Here is a 19,447-nt window from a genome sequence, read left to right on the forward strand (position 1 = left end):
GTGTGAAAAGCCAAAATAAAACTTTCATGTAATTTCTTTAAGCTGTTTTATGTTTTTCTGTATAAAAAAGATTTGATTTTCATATGAATAGGTAGTTTAAAATGGTGATTTATATTGGGTTTGTCTTTCGTTAGATTATTATTAAGTGAAAAAATACGAAAATAATTTTAACAAAAAGAAATATTGAACAGAATATTAAGTCTTTGAATAAATTGAACAGTCTGGATGTTCATTTATTTTTTTATTGAATGAATTGAACGGGAGTAAAAGGTTTTTGAGTGGTTATTATTGCGTTGTACAATGCGATAATCTAAATCATTGGCTTATGGAATTAACCTCTATTCATTCAAAATCAACAAAGTGTTTGGTTTTTTATTTCCTTATCTTTTTATTAACGCTTACTTCTGTTATTTCGTATGCACAAACAAAAGTTTTAGTATCTTCGGTCTCATCCAGTAGTCATGTTACTAACGAAAACAAGGCAACATTAGACAATAATGAATTTGCTCAGTTGAATTCATACGGAGGAATAGCCGCTAATTTGGGTGCATATAGCGGATACTTGGAACTCAAGTACAATTCGGCTGTTCCGGCCAACAAAACCTCTTTTATTAAAATAGATTTTGATAAAAGTGCTTTGGATGTCTTATTAGGAGGTAGCCTTGGCAATCTCTTATCTAAAGCGGTTGGAGGTTTGGTATTGGGTAACCATTATTTTGAGGTTGGTGCAAAAGAAAGTAATGGCGATGAAATCTTTACGCGTAACAGCATCAATGGTTTCTCATCAACAGACGTTAAGCTGGTAACCGATAAATCTGGCAATTATTATATTGCCATAACACCTGGCAAGGACTACCAATATATTTTTATAAGAGATGTAACTTCAGCGTTGTTATTGGGAACTACCAATAATATGAAAGTTTATAATGCTTTCTATTATTCGGGAACAAGCAGTTGCGATGCACCATTTGTAACAGATTACGACGGTGCCGGACTTACTTTAGATGTATTGGGTGTTGGAAAAGCAGGGGTTACCAATCTGCAAAATGCAATTGATGATAATATGAATACCTATTCTGAGATTAGTTTAGGTACACTGGGGGTTGCCGGATCAATAAGCCAAAATGTTTATTTCAATACACCTTCAAATGCACAAGATGAATTAAACATTACATTAGGTATAAACCCGGCACTGATTAATCTTGGATTGTTCAATAATATAAAAGTAGAGGCATTTAATGGAACCAATTCAGTTTACAGCCAAAATCTGAGCTCTGTTTTAAATCTTGATTTACTTGGATTACTGAGTAGCAATGTTCCTGTAACTATTCCTTTTGCCATAAACAATAATTTTGACAGGGTTAAAATTACACTTTCTTCATTATTGGATGGTACCGTAACGCAAACCATTAAAGTATATGAAGTAAAACGGTCTGCGCCAAGGCCTAAATTTATAGCGCCTCAATCTAATAATCTGAATGCCTGTTATGCCGGCACCCTGCAACTATCAGCTACTACCGATAGTGCCAATGAGCTGATCTGGTACGAGAACGTTAGCGGAGGTGCTCCTTTAAAGATAACAGCATATAATGAAAGTTATATCACAGATGCCCTGACTACTAATAAAACTTATTATGTAGCAGCCAGAAAAATTAACTGTACATCAGAATCTGTACGAGTACCTGTAAAAGTGAATGTTAATCCAAAAATAGACTGGACACTTACTACTTTGCTAAACGGTTCGGTAGGTTCTGCTTATTCGGTTCAGTTAAATGCACCTACAGGCGGAACATCAGGCTATACCTATGCTGTAAACGTAGGTTCAAGTTTACCGCCGGGATTGTCTTTAAGTGCTTCGGGGCTGTTAGGAGGAGTTCCTACAAGCTCAGGAGTTTATAACTTTAATTTAATGGCTACTGACAGTAAAGGATGTTCAGTAGTCTTATCCCACACACTAAAAATTACTGATAAATTGACAATTTCTGGTTCGCCGCTCCCGGATGGTACTGTTGGTGTAAATTATAGTACACTGAACATACCATCTGCCGTGGGCGGAAGTTTACCATACACTTATACAGTTACCAATCTTCCTCCAGGTTTAAGCTTTAATGCAACTACAAGGGAGATATCTGGAAATCCTACTACGGCAGGCACGTATACCGTTACAGTAAATGTTTCTGATGCCGATGGCAATAAAACCTCAATGGATTATACCGTAGTAATTAAAGATCCACTGGTTTTACCAGGCACAAACTTAGCCGACGGAACAGTAGGGCAGTCTTATCCTAAACAAACTATCCCGGCAGCTGAAGGAGGATATATCCCATATACTTACAGTGCCAGTAATTTACCTCCTGGACTAACATTTAATGCTACAACAAGAGAAATAACCGGAACACCAGCCACAGCTGGCAGTTATACAGTTGCGATCAAAGCTACAGATGCCAAAGGTAACAATGTAACCACAAATTATACGATTAGGGTTTTAGATCCGTTGGCTTTACCAAATATGAATCTGGCCGATGGAACAGTAGGAACGGTTTACACCAAGCAAACGCTTCCATCTGCAAGCGGAGGGCTAGGACCATATACCTACAGCGCCAGTAATTTACCTCCCGGGCTAGCATTTAATGCTACAACAAGAGAAATAACCGGAACACCAACCCAATCAGGAACTTATAATATTAAACTAACTGCAACCGATGCCGAAGGAAGAACAATAACAAATACATATACTATAAAAGTTATAGGAGTATTGTCTTTGGCAACGGCCAGCCTGCCCGATGGTTTATTAGGTAGCAGCTATCCTGCACAAATTCTTCCATCTGTAACCGGTGGTACGGGGCCCTACATCTACCAAGCTATTAATTTACCTCCTGGTTTCAATTTCAATACTACAACCAGAGCAATCACCGGTACACCTACATTGGGAGGAAACTTTACCTTTTCAATCAAAGTAACTGATGCAAATAATAATGTTGCAGTTACCGATTACAATGTGAAGGTGAATGTTGGAAGTCCTATAGTGGCAGATGTTACAATTTGTAAAGGTTCGGCTGCTACTTTAACAGTAAGCAATACGCAAAACAATGTAACCTATAACTGGTACGGACCATCAGGAAATACACCTTTGGCTACTAACAATAATGGTACATTTGTAACTACTTCTATTAATGCCAATACAACTTTTTATGTCGAAGCCGTATCTGGCACTGGTGTAAGCACCCGAACAGCTGTTCAGGTAAGTATTAATGATTTGCCCGCCCAGGCTGTGTTAATCACCAATAACCCAACAGTTAACAATAACCAGAGTATTATCCTTAAAGTAAGTGCAAATACGGGAGATATCATTAACTGGTATAATACCGAAACAGGAGGTACTGTTTTAGGAACGGGAGAAGAGTTTGTTACGCCTCCGTTAACTGCTACAACTACATTCTATGTAGAAACAGTTAATGCAAGTGGTTGCAAAAGTGCAGTAAGAACCCCGGTTAAAGTAGAAGTCCTTAATATTACTAATAACCCTAACTGTAATGCGGCAAATAACCAGATAAGTGGTGTAGAAAGTGTACTTTGTTTATTGTGTAACATTCAGGGGCCTGGAAATTCTGTAGATGCAGATAAAAATAATTTTACCCGTATCAGTTTGCCTGTAGGCGTGGTAGCTACAGGGTACCAGAGATTAATGTTCCAGTCAACAGGACTGGCAACCGACAGTATTAAATTAGATTTAGCTACTCCAGTTGGTTTATTGGATCTTGACGCATTGAACTCTGTTACAGTTAACATAATGAAAGGCAATACGGTAGTTAAAAGCTATGCGTTAAACTCTTCTCTTATTTCTTTAAAACTGTTATCTGGAAATCGTTTCACAGCAACATTTGCAGCAGGAGCTGATTTTGACAGGGTAGAAATAAGATTTAGAGCTTTAGTTAGCGCATTAACGAACCTCGATATTTACGGAGCAGAGATCAAATATCCAAAACCTGCTATTACCGGTAACGAACAGGTAATCTGCTACAACTCTAAAACTACCTTAAATGCGGTACCTGTTGGAGGTACACAGGTAACTTGGTACAGTGCCGCAACAGGCGGAACCATATTGGCAACAGGAAATACATATGAAACGCCTCAATTAACAAGCTCAGCTACTTATTATATTCAGTTAACAAGAAATAATTGTTCAGATACCGAACGTATTCCGGTACTGGTAAAAGTAGTGCCTTTATTGCAGGTACCAGATATCAGCGCAAATGTTTCATCGTGTTCTGGTTCAAACGTTGTATTAGCGATTAATAATGCAGATCCGGCACTTACATATAACTGGTACACAGTAGCTACAGGCGGAACTCCTGTTTATACCGGTTCGGTTTATACTGTAAGTAACTTAACCGCTAATAAAACTTATTATGTTGAAGCAAGTCAGCTGGGCTGTACAAGTGCCGGTAGAGCTGTTGTTAATGTTACGATAAACCCACTACCAGTTATACCTCAGGTTCAGGCATCGGTTTCTTCTGTAAATGCAGGACAAACAGTTGTATTAACAGCTTCTTCTACGGATACGGATGTTGAATTCAGATGGTTTAGTTCAAGCAATTCGTCTACACCAATTTATACTGGCGAAACTTTTGTTACGCCTCCTTTAAACAATACTACTTCATATTTTGTTGAAGCCAGATCGTTGACCTCAGGTTGTGTGTCAGCAAATAGAGTAGAGATTAAAATAACCGTTAATGGTGGAGGTACTAATCCGTTTGCCTGCGAAGGAGCAACAGCACAGACCAATGGCGTTGGAGGTACTGTAGCTTTACTGGCAGGTGTTTCTAATCCACAACTGGCTATAGATAATGATGCATCCACATCCTCTACACTTTATCTTCCTGTAGGTTTATTGGGCGGATATGTATATCAGCAACTTTCTTTTCCGAGTGTAGGAAATGTGGGCGATACAGTTAAAGTAATGCTCAGCTCGCCAGGAAAACTATTATCGCTTAATTTATTGGGTAGTATTCAGATTTCATCTTTACTGCAAGGTGTGTCTAATAATGATATGTTAAACCTTAATAATAGTCTGATTAAACTGGAGCTGTTAAGCGGAAATTCGGCAGCACTGATTACCTATGTGCCAGCTAAGCCTTTTGATGGTGTGGAAATCAGACTCAATGGAGGTGCCGTAGGTGCGTTAAATGTAATTAACTTAAACTATGGAAGACATATTACCCAGATACCGCAAGTATTAGTAGCTGATGAAACCGTATGTTTAAACCAAACCGCTACCTTAAAAGTAAAAGACCCTGAAGCAAACTTGGTTTATAAATGGTATGATTCATCAGGAACTTACCAAACAGGAAAAGACGGCGATACCTTTGTAACCGGAACAATAGGAGCTGATACTAAATTTTATGTGACTGCTTCATCGGCATCGGGTTGTGAGAGTGGAAAAACACTGATCAATATCAAAGTAACTTTACCTCCTACAGCTCCTGATGTATTTTCGCCTTCAATCAGCGTATGTACAGGAAGTAATGTAGAATTAAAAGTAAAAGATCCTAAACCAGGTTTAACTTATAAATGGTATGATAATAATGATGTTTATCTGGCAGATGGTACCAATTATATTATCCAGAACTTTAACAGCCTTACCAGCCAGTTTTATAAAGTAGAGGCGGTTGATAATTGTGCTGTTTCGCCAAGAACTCAGATTGAGGTTAAAGCAGGTTTGCTTGATCCCCCTGTAATTACTCCTTCTGCAGCAATTGTTGCTGAAAATTCAGGAGCCGTATTAAGAGCTACCTCAGGCGATGCCAATGCAGTTATAAAATGGTATGATGTACCGGTAGGGGGAGTAGCTTTATATGAAGGGCCTACTTTTTCAACACCTCCTTTAACAGGTACAAAAACCTATTATGCAGAAGTAACCGGAGGCGGTGGCTGTGTTTCTTTAAGAACATCGGTTACCCTTACAGTAATACCTGGTGGTAACCCTGAAGCAACACCTTGCGGAACCGCTACCGAGGATTTGGGTAATTCAAATGGTTCGTTATTAAATTTAGGTTATGTATATAATGCACAAAATATAATAGATAACAATATTAAAACAGCCGGAACATTATCTATAGCAGTAGGCGCCTTAAATACTTATGTTTATCAGAGAGTGGGCTTTAAAACGTTATCTAATGTTGGTGATACGGTTAAGATCAGCATCAGCTCTCCTGGAAAACTGCTATCGGCTTCTGTAATGTCTGCAATAAGTGCTTTAACTTATAATGGGGCAAGCAGTAATCAGGATGAAATATTCGCAAACAATTCGCTGATCCATGTTGAACTCTTGAGCGATAACAGCGGAGGTATCATCACCTTTGTACCTAAAAAACAATTTGATGGAATAGAAATCAGACTTAATTCAGGCTTGGTAAGTTTACTTACATCATTAGATGTGAATTATGTTCAACGTTCAGGCGTTGCACCTCAGGTAGAGGCGGCTTCACTAAGTGCATGCGAAGGTACAACAGCAACTTTAAATGTTAAAAATGCATCAGCAGGTACGGTTTACAAATGGTATCTGGAGAATGCTTACCAAACAGGAAAAGATGGTATAACCTTCTCAACCCCTGCAAACCTTGCACCTGGTACTTATAATTTTTATGTAACTGCTCTTGCAAACGGATGTGAAAGTGCACCAACAAAAGTAGTAATAACTATTTTGCCGGCACCGGCTGCACCGGTTGCTTTAGCTGGCAACCCTGCACAAACCTGTTTTGGCGCATCAGTTCAGTTAGGTGTACAACAAGATCCTAATACCAGTTATAACTGGTATGATTCTGATGGAAAACTACTTATTTTAAATAGTGGTACTTACACTACACCTGTAAATTTAGCTGCAGGTACTCATGAATTTTATGTAGAAGCTGTAAATGCAAATAATTGCTCTTCTAATACTGCCCGTACCAAAATAGTATTAAAAGTAAACCCATTAGGTTTGTCCAGCGATATTCAGGTTGCAGGTAATACAAACGCATGCTTAAATTCGCCACTTACTTTAACAGCTAGCAGCACTACAGTAACTAATCCGATATTTACCTGGTACAGTGACCCTGCTCTGACCAGTGTAGAATTTGTGGGTGCTGTATTTACCACTTTACCGCTAACCGCAGATAAAACTTATTATGTAACCGTAAAAGGCAATGACAGATGTGAAAGCAACCCACAGGAAGCTAAGGCTATCCAGATAAAGGTTAAACCTTATGCTGGTACCTCTGATCTTTCAGTATCTGTTGCACCAAGTATATGCGGACAGGGAAGCGCTTCCTTAACTGCAAGCAGTACAACCATACAAAATCCGATATTTAAATGGTATGATAAGCCTGATCTGAGCAATCTGGTGTATACCGGAGCAAACTTTAGCACACCAACCTTAAACGCCACAAAAACTTATTATGTAACTGTGCAGGGCGATAATAAATGTGAATCTCTTGCAGTTGATGCGAAAGTGGTTACCGTAAAAGTTAATCAGGTAGCTGTTGCAGCTGATGTTACCATAACCGGAACAACAGTAACTTGTATAAACAGCTCAACCACACTTACGGCATCGGCCAATAATGGTATTGTAAACCCTGTGTTTACCTGGTACGATAATGCAGCTTTAACTTCAATAGCAGGTACAGGCGCGGTATTTAAAACACCTGCGTTACCTACAGACAAGACTTATTATGTAACTGTAAAAGGAGATAACAGATGTGAGAATGCTGCATCAGATGTACATAGCGTAACAATTTCTGTTAAAGCATTGCCAAAGCTGCCTCAGTTGGCTAAAACAGGAACAACTCTTTGCGGCCCGGGTGCAACAACCTTAAGTATTGAAAATCCTGAAACAGGTGTTGACTATGAATGGTACAGCGATGCTCAGGGTAATAATTTGGTTAATAAAGGAACAACATATATCACCCAGGTTTTAACTGCATCAACAGATTATTATGTAAGAGCAGTAAGCACATCGGGTTGCAGTAGCCCGACAGCATTTGTAAAGGTTTCTGTAACGGTTAATGCTATCCCGTTAAATCCTATGGTTGCGGCAAACAGTGTTTCTACTTGCGAGGGTACCTCAGCATCTTTATCTGTAATTAACCCCGATAATACAGTAGTTTATAACTGGTATACCGTGGCTACAGGTGGTACCCCGGTATATACCGGTACAAGCTTTACCACACCTGTGGTAAGCACCGATCAGGTGTATTATATTGAAGCTCAAAGTGGCAACTGTATCTCAGCTGTAAGAACTAAGATAGATGTGAAAATGGTACAGGCCCCTGCTGCCCCTGCAAGTGTTAAAGTAACAGATCCAACAGTATGTTCGGGTTCATCAGCTATCTTAACGGTTGAAAATCCGGTAGCTAATATTACCTACAGATGGTATACTGTTGCTACGGGCGGCACTCCTGTTTATCAAGGAGTAGCCTTTACTACGCCTGCAATTACCCAAAAAACTACTTTTTATGTAGAAAGTGTTTCTTCAACAGGTGGTTGCGTGAGCTTAATGAGAACACCTGTAAGTGTTGATGTAAGAACAGTTTTAACTGCGCCTGTAGTTACAGTATCAACCATAACACAGAACAGCATTTTGTTTAAATGGAATGCGGTTACAGGAGCACTATCCTATGATGTCTCAATAAATGGAGGTATAAACTGGGTCAATGTTACCGCAACAGAGTATTTAGCCAGCGGATTAAAACCAGGGCAAAAAATCAGTATTGTAGTTAGAGCTTTAGGCAGTAAAGATTGCGAAACCAGTGCCAACTCAATTACGCCTGATGCAAAAACACCAGATCCTTTCTTAAATGATCTGTACATACCTAACACTTTTACACCTAACAACGATGGTAAGAATGACATTTTCTATGCTTATGGTAATTCTATCTCCAAATTCACGATGAAAGTTTACAATCAATGGGGACAATTACTATTTGAATCGCAGTCTATCCTTACCGGATGGGATGGTACACATAAAGGAAAAGCACAGCCAAACGGAGCCTATGTATACTACATAGAAGTTACGTTTGAGAACGGAAGCAGCAAAAAACTGAAAGGAACCATAACGCTGCTGCGCTAACCTGTAAAATGTACAATTGTAAGATGGTTTAAATTAAAACGATATCCATGAAAAAATTAACGATAATAACTGTATTAGTCCTGTTCTTTAGTAATATTACTCAGCAGGTAAAATCTCAGGTAGATCCTCATTTCTCGCAATATTATGCTAATCCAATCTGGTTAAACCCTGCTTTAACCGGAGTAATTGAAGGGAACTTCAGAGCTAACATTAACTTTAAGCAACAATGGAGTAATCTGGATAATGGCTTTTTTACAGTAGGTGCTTCTTTTGATACGGCGCCTAAAAAAAATCTCTCTTTTGGTGCAATTATCATTAATCAAAGAGCGGGAAGCATTAGCTATAATCAGCTAAATGCTTTGGGCTCGGCTGCCTATAGAATCAGGTTAGGGCAGGATGGCGATAAAATCATCAATTTTGGTTTGCAGGCAGGTATTATCAATAAAAGCTTTGATATTTCTAAAATTACCTTAGGCAGCCAGTATAATGTAATGATGGGCTATGACGGCGCTATGCCTATAGATGAAGGCTTTGCTGCTGAAAATTATACTGCATTAGATATCAACAGCGGTGTGATGTTTTTTGATGCCGCAGATAAAGATGTGAATGTTTTTGCCGGAGCCGCCGTTGCGCATATCAATCGTCCTAAAGATAAGTTTTTGGGAGGAAGCGCGAAAACACCTATGCGTTTTACCGGCCATGGAGGGGTAAGGATTAAGCTGTCTGATATCTTTGATCTAACACCTAACGCTTTATACCTTAAACAAGGTTCGGCCAGAGAAATATCTGTAGGTGCTTATGCGCAGATGATGCTGAATACCGAATCTGATCTGCTTTTTGGTTCTAACTACAGGGTAGATGATGCTGCCATTGCGTTTTTAGGGTTTCACCTTAAAAACATGGTATTTGGTGTGAGTTATGATTTTAACACCTCGAGCCTTAATAAAGCAACGGGTAGTAAAGGAGGGTTGGAATTGTCCATATCATTTAATAGCAGGAGAGGAATAATAGGTCCTAATTTCTTTTGTCCGCGACTTTAAATATAAGTTATATGAAAGTGTTTAAAACAACGTTCATTTTAATCTGTCTGTGTTTTTCGTTAAAAGCACAAGTTAGTGTAAGTAATAAAAGAATTGCTGATGTTTATTTCCAGAACAAGGAATATTATGCGGCAGCAGAGTATTATAAAAAAATGCTTCAGATCTCACCAGATAGTCTGGGCTTTAAAGTACCTTATAGTTTTGAAACGAGAATTAAAGAAGCTAAACTTAAAAAGGATGATTATGAATATGCCGTGTTTCAACTGGCAACTTCTTTAAGACTGTATAAAAACTTTACCGATGCCGAGAAGTGGTATGCCATAGCTACACAGTTTTCCAATCCCAAATATGAAACCAGCGGTTTCTGGTATGGTGAGTGTTTGCGGGCTAACTTTAGATATGAAGAAGCCATTACTGCACTTGAACAATTTTTAAAGAATTATAAGAATAAAGATGAGTTGGCCCAAAAGGCCAGAACGGAAATCGAATCATGTAAATTTGCCATTAGCGAGATGAAATATCCTAAAATGTTCAGGATATCCAAGTTAACCAATACCCTGAACGGCGAGGGCTCAAACTACGCTCCGGTATATGATAAATCAAATTTTTACTTTACTTCATCAAGACGTTTAGACGAGCCCGGTAAAAATCAAGTATTGGATAAGGGTAAAGGGGCAGTTAAGATTATGAAGAAAGAAAGCCCTTATGTGAACACGCTTTATACCTTGACAGATAACAATCCTAAAAATGATAATGTAAGCTTTAAGAAATTGGAGCTTGATAAAAAAATGGAGTTCGCGGCAAATACCTTACATCCTAATGGCGAATTTATGCTGCTTACCGGCTGGATTAATAAAGATGATAAAAAGAAAAGTATCTTAATTAGTAAAAAAGTTAACGGTGAGTGGACCGAGCCAAGATCTATAGGTGGCGAAATTAATGTAAATGGATTTAACTCTATTCAGCCTAGCATTACCAGAGATGGTAAATACCTGCTTTTTGCATCAGACAGACCGGGCGGATACGGCGGTTATGATTTGTGGTATGCACTTTTAAGACCAGATGGGAGCGTTGGAAATGCCATAAATTTTGGTGCTAAAATTAACTCTAAAGATGATGAACAGGCCCCTTATTACCAGATAGGCAGAAAAGCACTTATTTTTAGTAGCAACGGTAGAATTGGTTTAGGTGGTTTTGATTTTTATGAATCTGAAGGTGACTTTGTAAATTGGGATGAGCCTGCAAATATGGGCTATCCGTTTAATTCGGCCAAAGATGATCTGTATTTTACGGCCATGGATGATGAAGGTAAAGAAGGCTATATCAGTTCAGACCGGGAATCTCTATGTTGTCTGGAGCTGTTCTATTTTGCCAGAGGCTATATCAATATTGATGGTAGGATAGTAGACTGTAGTAAGAATGAAAAACCTATTGAAGGTGCCAGTGTAACCCTAAAAATAGGAGATATGCAGAAAACTGTTTTATCTGATGCCAATGGAAATTACCACTTTAAAATAAACGATAACAGAGGCTTGCAGATCAATATCAATAAAGATAAATTCTTTGCCAAAAATGTGGCTTATAATTACAATCAGCTGCTTCAGGTTGATACCCTGTTAAATATCAATTTATGCCTGGAACCTTTTGAAATCAATAAGCCTATTGTACTAAATAATGTTTTTTATGAATTTAATAGTGCAGAACTCACAGCGCAATCTAAATATACGTTAGATAGCTTGTACCAGATAATGATAGATAACCCTAAAATAGATATAGAACTGAGCGCACATACTGATAATATCGGTACTGCGGCATACAATCTCAATCTTTCAGACAGACGTGCAAAATCATGCGTTGATTACCTGATTGAAAAAGGGATAAATGAAAAAAGAATGACCTGGAAAGGATATGGTTTTACCAAACCTGTAGCGCCAAATCAATTGCCAAACGGTAAAGACAATCCTGAAGGAAGAGCCTTAAACAGAAGAACAGAGTTTAAGGTTACCAAACAAAATTAGTTAATAGTTTAGGTTTACGGCCACAGGGTTGTACTTAAATGTACAGCCCTTTTTTAATGCCTTAAACTTTAAAAGGCTGTTTACCGTTTAACAATTCCCAGAATAAGATAAAATCGCTGGCTAAACTATATAAAGGATACTGGAAAGTAGCCGGTTTATTTTTCTCAAAGAAAAAATGCCCCACCCAGGCAAATCCATAACCTAAAAAGGGAATGGCGATTATATAAACTGAGTCATGAAACAATATAGCCGCCAGTAAAGCCAGAATAACCAAACCGGTTCCTGTAAAATGTAAGATACGGCTGGTAAAATTCTGATGCTCGCTTAAATAAAACGGATAGAACTCTTTTAATGATTTATATTTTTTATCTGCCATAATTTCTAATTTAAAATGATAAGATAAATTAACAATAATTTCGCCGGTTTAGAAATTTACAGTAGCCCGTTTTCTTTAAGGAAAGTGCTAAGCTCTTTAGGATGAACATTCATCAATAAGGTATTTAGACCTGCTTTCTGTGCTCCGGCCAAATGCTGCGGGCTATCATCTATAAAAAGCGTTTCATGTACATCCAGGTTATTATCTGCAATTACTTTTTCAAAGATCTTTGCATGGGGTTTTCGCATACCCATTAAGTGTGAAAAATAAGCCTTTTCAAAAAAGCCGTTATAATTTTTTAGGTTAAACTCTTTTTGAAGGTAGTCCAGTATCCAGTTGTAATGAATTTCGTTGTTATTACTCAATAAAAACGTTCTGTAATTATTTTTAAGGTCGAGAAGAACGTCATGATTAGTAGCAGAAGGTACTCCAATTAGTAAACTGTTCCAGGCTGCATCAATTTGAGTATCCGTAAGTGAAAAATCTTGGGCAATTCTCCTGATTTCTTCCCTGAATTGATCTGCGCTGATCTCTCCGGTTTCAAAATTGTCGAAAACAGGGTGATGTCCCTTATGTGCAAAGAATTCATTTACGTTCTGTATACCTATTTGAGTAAGAGCTTCTTGTGTACGGTTAAAATCAATGGCAAATATTACATTGCCATAATCCATGATAATATTTTTAAATTTTTTCATGTAAGTGCTTTCAAAATTCGTTGCAAATATGTAACATTGCACTCGCAAAACCTAATCGGGTTTTCGGGGCCAATAGCTCAGTTGGTTAGAGTAGAAGACTCATAATCTTTTGGTCGCAGGTTCGAGCCCTGCTTGGCCCACTTCCAAAAGCCTTACAGCAATGTAAGGCTTTTTTGTTTATGGGGAGGTGTATTAAATAAAAGCCATTTGAGCTCTTAATTTCTTGCTGAGAGCATTAATTAATGCTTTGTAAGCGCTTTTTTAATCAATATGTCTTGTTGTTCAATCTTCTTGTTCTGCTCTATCAATAACACATCTTTGATTTCGTATAAAAGCACATTGTGCCATTAAGGCAAATCGGGTTAAATTATTCTCCGAATAATAAAAATGCGACAACACCATCTCAATTGCTGAGGAACCGCAGTCTATGTTGATGAATGTTGGCTCTTTCGGTTCAATTGTTTCAGAAAGTGAATTTAGGAAAAATCATCAGCTGACGACATTTTTATACTGACTGTTGATAACAATAGCCAGAATTTCAATAGATACGCATATGGACTTAATAACCCGTAACGGGGCTTATATTCGAAACCCACCTTTGCCATTACCAGTATCAATCGTTACGTTCGGTTTCAAAGGTGCCGAAAAGCTTGCGGGAAAGGGCTAGGACGGATATGTTAAAGTCCATCCTTTCCTTTTTTAAAACAATATTAGTCGTTGTTGGACGACCTATTTTGGTAGTTGGTCGATAATAGGATGGATTATGCCTATAACCGCTTAAATTTGTAAAAGAGGCATGTCTAATTCAGGTAGTGGCCGATACCGTACAGGTCATCTACTGCCATCTTTTAGACTGCCGATCCATGATTTTCCAAACCTGTAATATGAACTTAAAGAATGCATCCCTTGTCCTATTAGCCATCACAGTTTCCAACTGGACAAAGGCGCAGGACAATATGGTCCAAAGACTGGACAGCGTAATGGCAGCCTATCAGGGCCTGAACTGGAACGCTACGGTAATCATTGGCAAAGGTGATCATATCCTCTACCGGAAAGCCATAGGCTTCGCTGATGTGGCAAACAAAATTCCCTTAAAGGAGGAGACCTTCCTTGCCTCTGCATCGGTGGGCAAGATGTTTACCGCTACCCGTATCCTGCAATTGGTCGGACAAGGGAAACTTAACTTACAGGGCACCCTGAAACAATATCTTCCCCAGTGGAATATCAAGGGTGCCGACAGTATTACCCTGCACCACTTGCTCACCCATACCTCCGGACTTGCCAGTGCCTGGGACCATCCCGATTATGATTTTAAGAAAAACTATAGCCCTTTGCAATTCCAGAAAATGGCCGAAGAAGTGCCCTTGGTATTTGATACACCTGGTAAAAGCTATTACTACAGCAATATAGGATTCTACCTCTTGGGCGAAATCATTGCAAAAGTAGACAGGATGCCCTATGCCAAGGTGATAGAAAAGTACATTTTTGCGCCTGCGGGCATAAATCCGGTAGAGCAGATTGAGCAGGCCGGGCAGATTGCCATTCCCTATTATCAGGTGTCATCGACAAGATTTATAGAGGATCGCGAACAGGAAATTTCAAGGATAGCCCCAGGTGACGGATCTGGGGGCTGGATACTTAATGCCCAACAGCTGTACAAATTTCTGGAGACGTACCAAAAAGGGAAATATTTGTCCAAAGAGGCCATGGACATCCAAAGGACTGCCAACCATCACTATAATGGTATGGAAAGGAACTATAGATATGGTCTGGCCCTGCTTGCGCCAAACTTTAAAACCCCCAAAGCAATATTTGGCCACAACGGTGGCGGCAAGGGCTTTACTGCAGAAGGCTTTTTTGACCCTGCATCGGGCTATACGGTTGTGATGTTTTCAAATCAGTATGGAACGGGTTATTCGCTAACAACCAACCTGTTCCGGGTTTTAAGTGGAGAAGAAATCGTTCCTTCAAAACCTCTTGCATATATCAGGTTGATCGAACATCTGTACAACCGTGGAGATGAATATGTCACCAACAATACCGCCGATTTTTTCGCAGAGATAGAACTTAAGCCTACAGAATTTCTTTTAAGCCAGGCATTCGACATCCTACAGCTGGACAAAGATTATCAGCATGCCAAAACCATTGCCAAAATAGGAAGGCAAATATTTCCCACCAAAATTGGGCAATGGCTAAATAGTGCCGATAATGCGCTTAAATTGGGCGAGAAAGAACGTGCAAGAGAATTTTACCTCCATGCAAAAAAATTAAGTGAGGAGCAAAACGATGCCATGAGCCTCAAGGCGATAGCCGTTCACATGTCTAACTTGTAGGAGCTGGCGTTAACAATCCCGGTCAGGATCTACCCTTGAGCGGTAAATGAGCTTAATTTTTCTGCTACCGACGGTGGAACGAGGATTTTCTTTTCATGCTTTTTGGATTTAATGAATAAGCATGGGCAAAGGTCAGGAAAAGCCAAGCTGCCCCGAGGGCATATAGTATCTCAAATGGAGTAGAGAGCTCATAGTGCTTTTTAAGGCCATTGAACCATTTTTCATAATTTTCCCAAGGTATTTGTAATTCCAATTATGAAAGTTGGAAAAAATGAGTTCAGCGGTAAAGTGCTTATGAGGAATGCTCTTATCTAACATAGACACGGCACTACACATGGGTTCAAGATAGAAAAATCAGTGATGATATGCAGTTACTTAAGCGTAAGCATTAAAAAAAGGTTATGAATATATTTTTTCTTTGACCTTCATGTTATTCGGACAAATATAAAGGCGGGCACCAGTTATGAGAATTAGAATTTTATGTATATAAACGTAAAAAGTGGATGTCATTAGAATTTCTTAAGCAAGATTCGTTAGTTGCTTAGTGTACAATTAATCCGGTTCTTTAGTGGAAGCTCTATAAAAAAGGTCGTACCTTCAATGCCGTCGCTCTCTACCCATATTTGACCGTCATGAGCTTCAACAATCTGTTTGGCTATAAAAAGACCTAGACCAAAAGATTTTTCACCAAAAGTACCAGTTCGATTTTTATCCGGGTTGATATTGAAGATGTTATGCTGCATATCTTTCGGAATACCAATTCCATGGTCTTTAAAAGTAATTAGAACGTGGTCGTCCTTTTTTTCGCTCCTGATGTCGATGGTCGTATGTTCTCTACTAAATTTGATGGCATTGATAAGGATGTTATTGAATACCCGCCATAGTTTCTCCGTACTGCCGTAAACAATTTTAGCTTCGGATTGTAATCTGATTTTGATTTTTTTATCCTCAGCTTTATGGCTGAGGATGCTTATGCTATGTTGAAGTAAACCATCGAGATTAATAGTGGTCTTTACTATTTTTTCTTTTGAAGCATTTAGCATAAGTAGGTCGTCTATCATTTCTATCGAGGCAGAACCTGATTTCTCCAATACTTCTATCATTTTGCGGTCATCAGGCTGTAGGCCGTCTTTCTGAAGCAAAATACCTGCTATGTTAACGGTAGCTGCTGCTGGGCTTCTAAGGTCGTGTGCTACCACTTTCATCATCAGGGCATTTTCTTTCTGGCTGTCCTGAAGGGCACTGATGGTTTGGGTCATGAGCAGGTTCAATCTCGCTAACCGTCTTCTGGCTTTGGTGACAATAACAACAATGACCAATAAAACAACAAACAAAATAGCCGCAAATATCAGATAGTTTTGCTTTCGTTTATTGGCATCGCCAATCAATTGAAGCTGATGTTGTTTTTCTGCCGTTTCAAAAGCCTGTTCCATGTTAGCCTCTTTAACCAACCTTTCTTCGCGGTCAACAGAATCAGAGAAATTTTTTAGCTTGTTTAAGTAGATATATGCCGAATCAGACTGCCCAATTTTGTTAAAATAGCTGTGTTTGAAATCGAAGTAATATTTTGGGTAATAGAAGACTATCTTTCTTCTCTCCATTATCCGAATTATTTCTGCTGCTTCCTTAAACCTATATGTTTGAAAATAAACTGTTGCCAATCCTGTATAAGCACTTACAGCATATGGCACGGATATTGGCCCCTCAATGATCTTTATGCTTTCTTTAAAATGGAATTCTGCTTTTTTGTATTCTTTTAGGTCAAGATAAATTTTGCCTAAAGCATTATGGATATGTAATTCTATTCTCGTGATTTGTATCTTTTTGTCTGGAAAAGAGCTTTTCAAATTCCTTAGTAGGTCAAAACCACTATTTACATAAAAAAGGGCACTATCCAATTTCCCTATTTCCTTATAGTACAGACCTAAGTTGTTAAATGCCATTATAGGAAATTGTAAACGATCATTAAAATCTGCTCCATCTTTGCAAGATTTAGACTCGTTGATTGTGAGAAGGGAGTAATATGCGGATACTTTTGGGTGGCTTAAAGAGTATTTAGTAGTTGACAATGGGTACGTAAAAGAAATCAATTGGCAGCTGTCAAGGTTTTTTATAGCATAGTTTCTAGCTAAATAATAGCTGTCAAAGGCCTCCCTTTCGCGGTTAAGGATCTCAAAAAGCTGCCCTTTAAATAAAAGGGCCTGGGCGTATCCGTGTTTATATTTCTTTTCGTACGGCTCTAATACTATGCTGGCACTATCTGCATACCTGAGTCCGTGTCGTTCATCACCATTGCGCACATATGACCACGCAAAATGCTTATATTTTTTTGAAAGGTCCAAAGGTCCCGGTTGGAACGTATGGTAAGCCGAATCAAGGAACTTTCTGCTGGTATTGTCGCCTATCTTTGAAGCCACCATCAGACTGTCGGCACGTTGGATAAGCGTGTCCACCTTTGCTGAATTATTTTCAATATCGTTAGAACTTGGAAAGTTACAGGAAAACCCAATTGTCGCCACCAACAAAAATAAAGCGAAGTAGCAAAATCTTAACACATTGATTTTTTTTGAGGGAGAACGATTCATACTTAATTGTATAAGGTTAAAGAAATCGCATTCTTTTGTTAAGATCGGCCTTGTACGTATTGGAAACGGGAACAAAGTGATTATTGATAATAAGAGTTTTGCCTTCCGCAGTATCTATTTTGTTGAGATTAACGATAAATGAACGATGTACCCTTAAAAAAATATCGCCGGGTAGTTTTTGTTCGATTTCCTTAAAGGTAGAATAGATAGAATAGGTTTGGTTGGCGAAAAAAATCTTAACATAGTCGCCAGTAGCTTCAAGAAAGATAATGTCATCTATTTTAATCCTCTTTATAGCATTGGATTCACGTATAAATGCGTATTCATAAGAAACATCGCTAAACGCAATGCTCTTATTTTTGATGATTTCTTTGGCCTTTTCAATAGCTTTTAAAAATCGAACAGGAGTAACCGGTTTAACCAAAAAGTCTACCACGTTTAGATCGAAGGCTTCAGCAGCATAGGAAGGTTCGGACGTAGTGAAGATAATGAGCGTTCGTTTGCCCTCGAGCAATTTTGCCAGTTCAATACCACTTGTTCCCGGCATTTTAATGTCTAAAAGAACAAGATCTATAGGTTCGGTTGATATTTTTTGATACGCTTCTACGGCATTGCTACATTCTCCAGCCAAAATGAGAGAGGGATCAAATGAAAGCATCCCTTTCATTGCCGTCCTAAAAAAATCTTGATCGTCAACAATTAAACAATTCATGGCCAAATAATATAATGTGTACTCTAAATATAGAAAATAAAATTATACCATTAACCCTTTAGATATGAAACTTCAAAATTTAGAATATGGCTTTCTGATTTGACGAGCAGTTTATTTGATTCATCGAGCGCAGGCTATTGTCGGTCGCATTTTGCTTCCCAGAGAAATCTCGCTGGTTAATTTTGCAAATGCTAAGTGGCAAATTCTAGTGATAGGATTTGGATAAATAGAACTGATTTTATAAGATAAAACTTATAAGTGAGCATGGGGATTTTTAAAAGACAATTACTAAATGTGAATTTACTTATGTACGAAAACATATCTCCTAAATCAATAATTGGCGCTATCGAAGAATATTACAACGGTCTGCAAATCGAACAGATTTGCGATAAATATCAAATAAACAAGGATATTTTTACAGATTGGTTAGCTAATTATAAAGACGTAGCACTTGATTTCATGAACTTAAAACTGGAAAATGAAAAATTGAGAACCATGTACGTCAATTTATTGCTCACTACACAGGCTTCGCCGGACGATAAAATATAATCGTTTTGCATAGTGTGTTCCTTTTACGGAAGT

Annotated in this window: 9 protein-coding genes and 1 tRNA gene; 6 read left to right on the forward strand and 4 right to left on the reverse strand. The window is 38.4% G+C overall.

Features of this window, described 5'->3' with window-relative positions; genetic code table 11:
• Nucleotides 1–325 precede the first annotated feature (325 nt).
• From ACLHG9_RS10170 to ACLHG9_RS10180, 3 genes are read left to right on the forward strand one after another with little or no spacing between them, the layout of a single operon-like run.
• Complete coding sequence (locus ACLHG9_RS10170) at nucleotides 326–9,106, forward strand: putative Ig domain-containing protein (RefSeq protein WP_410221384.1); 8,781 nt, start codon at nucleotides 326–328, stop codon at nucleotides 9,104–9,106.
• A 47-nt stretch (nucleotides 9,107–9,153) separates the two neighbouring features.
• Entirely contained in the window at nucleotides 9,154–10,146 is a 993-nt protein-coding gene (locus ACLHG9_RS10175) for a PorP/SprF family type IX secretion system membrane protein (protein WP_410221385.1), read from the forward strand.
• An 11-nt stretch (nucleotides 10,147–10,157) separates the two neighbouring features.
• On the forward strand, nucleotides 10,158–12,164 hold the full coding sequence (locus tag ACLHG9_RS10180) for an OmpA family protein (RefSeq protein ID WP_410221386.1): 2,007 nt from the start codon (nucleotides 10,158–10,160) through the stop codon (nucleotides 12,162–12,164).
• 61 nt (nucleotides 12,165–12,225) lie between these two features.
• On the opposite strand, the gene ACLHG9_RS10185 is transcribed toward ACLHG9_RS10180, so the two are convergent.
• Both ACLHG9_RS10185 and ACLHG9_RS10190 read right to left on the reverse strand, forming a co-directional pair.
• Nucleotides 12,226–12,540 (reverse strand): Mpo1-like protein, encoded by a 315-nt coding sequence (locus ACLHG9_RS10185; protein ID WP_410221387.1) that lies wholly within the window; start codon nucleotides 12,538–12,540, stop codon nucleotides 12,226–12,228.
• Between the two features lie 56 nt (nucleotides 12,541–12,596).
• A complete protein-coding gene (locus ACLHG9_RS10190) occupies nucleotides 12,597–13,235 on the reverse strand; it encodes an HAD family hydrolase (RefSeq protein WP_410221388.1) in 639 nt (212 codons plus the stop codon).
• A 66-nt stretch (nucleotides 13,236–13,301) separates the two neighbouring features.
• Here ACLHG9_RS10190 and ACLHG9_RS10195 point away from each other — a divergent pair.
• Nucleotides 13,302–13,375 (forward strand) — tRNA-Ile (locus ACLHG9_RS10195).
• A gap of 816 nt (nucleotides 13,376–14,191) precedes the next feature.
• Complete coding sequence (locus ACLHG9_RS10200; RefSeq protein ID WP_410221389.1) at nucleotides 14,192–15,568, forward strand: serine hydrolase domain-containing protein; 1,377 nt, start codon at nucleotides 14,192–14,194, stop codon at nucleotides 15,566–15,568.
• A gap of 533 nt (nucleotides 15,569–16,101) precedes the next feature.
• Here ACLHG9_RS10200 and ACLHG9_RS10205 read toward each other — a convergent pair.
• Both ACLHG9_RS10205 and ACLHG9_RS10210 read right to left on the reverse strand, forming a co-directional pair.
• Nucleotides 16,102–18,021: an ATP-binding protein gene (locus ACLHG9_RS10205; protein WP_410221390.1), complete on the reverse strand. Its 1,920-nt coding sequence runs from the start codon at nucleotides 18,019–18,021 to the stop codon at nucleotides 16,102–16,104.
• A gap of 148 nt (nucleotides 18,022–18,169) precedes the next feature.
• Nucleotides 18,170–18,865, reverse strand: coding sequence for a LytR/AlgR family response regulator transcription factor (locus ACLHG9_RS10210; RefSeq protein WP_410221391.1), 696 nt, complete (start codon nucleotides 18,863–18,865; stop codon nucleotides 18,170–18,172).
• Nucleotides 18,866–19,171: 306 nt separating this feature from the next.
• Between ACLHG9_RS10210 and ACLHG9_RS10215 the strand changes: the two genes are divergently transcribed.
• The gene (locus ACLHG9_RS10215) at nucleotides 19,172–19,414 is read left to right on the forward strand and encodes a hypothetical protein (protein ID WP_410221392.1); all 243 of its coding nucleotides are present in this window, start codon (nucleotides 19,172–19,174) and stop codon (nucleotides 19,412–19,414) included.
• Nucleotides 19,415–19,447: the final 33 nt, after the last annotated feature.

Source organism: Pedobacter sp. (genome assembly GCF_046462515.1).
Taxonomy (GTDB): Bacteria; Bacteroidota; Bacteroidia; order Sphingobacteriales; family Sphingobacteriaceae; genus Pedobacter.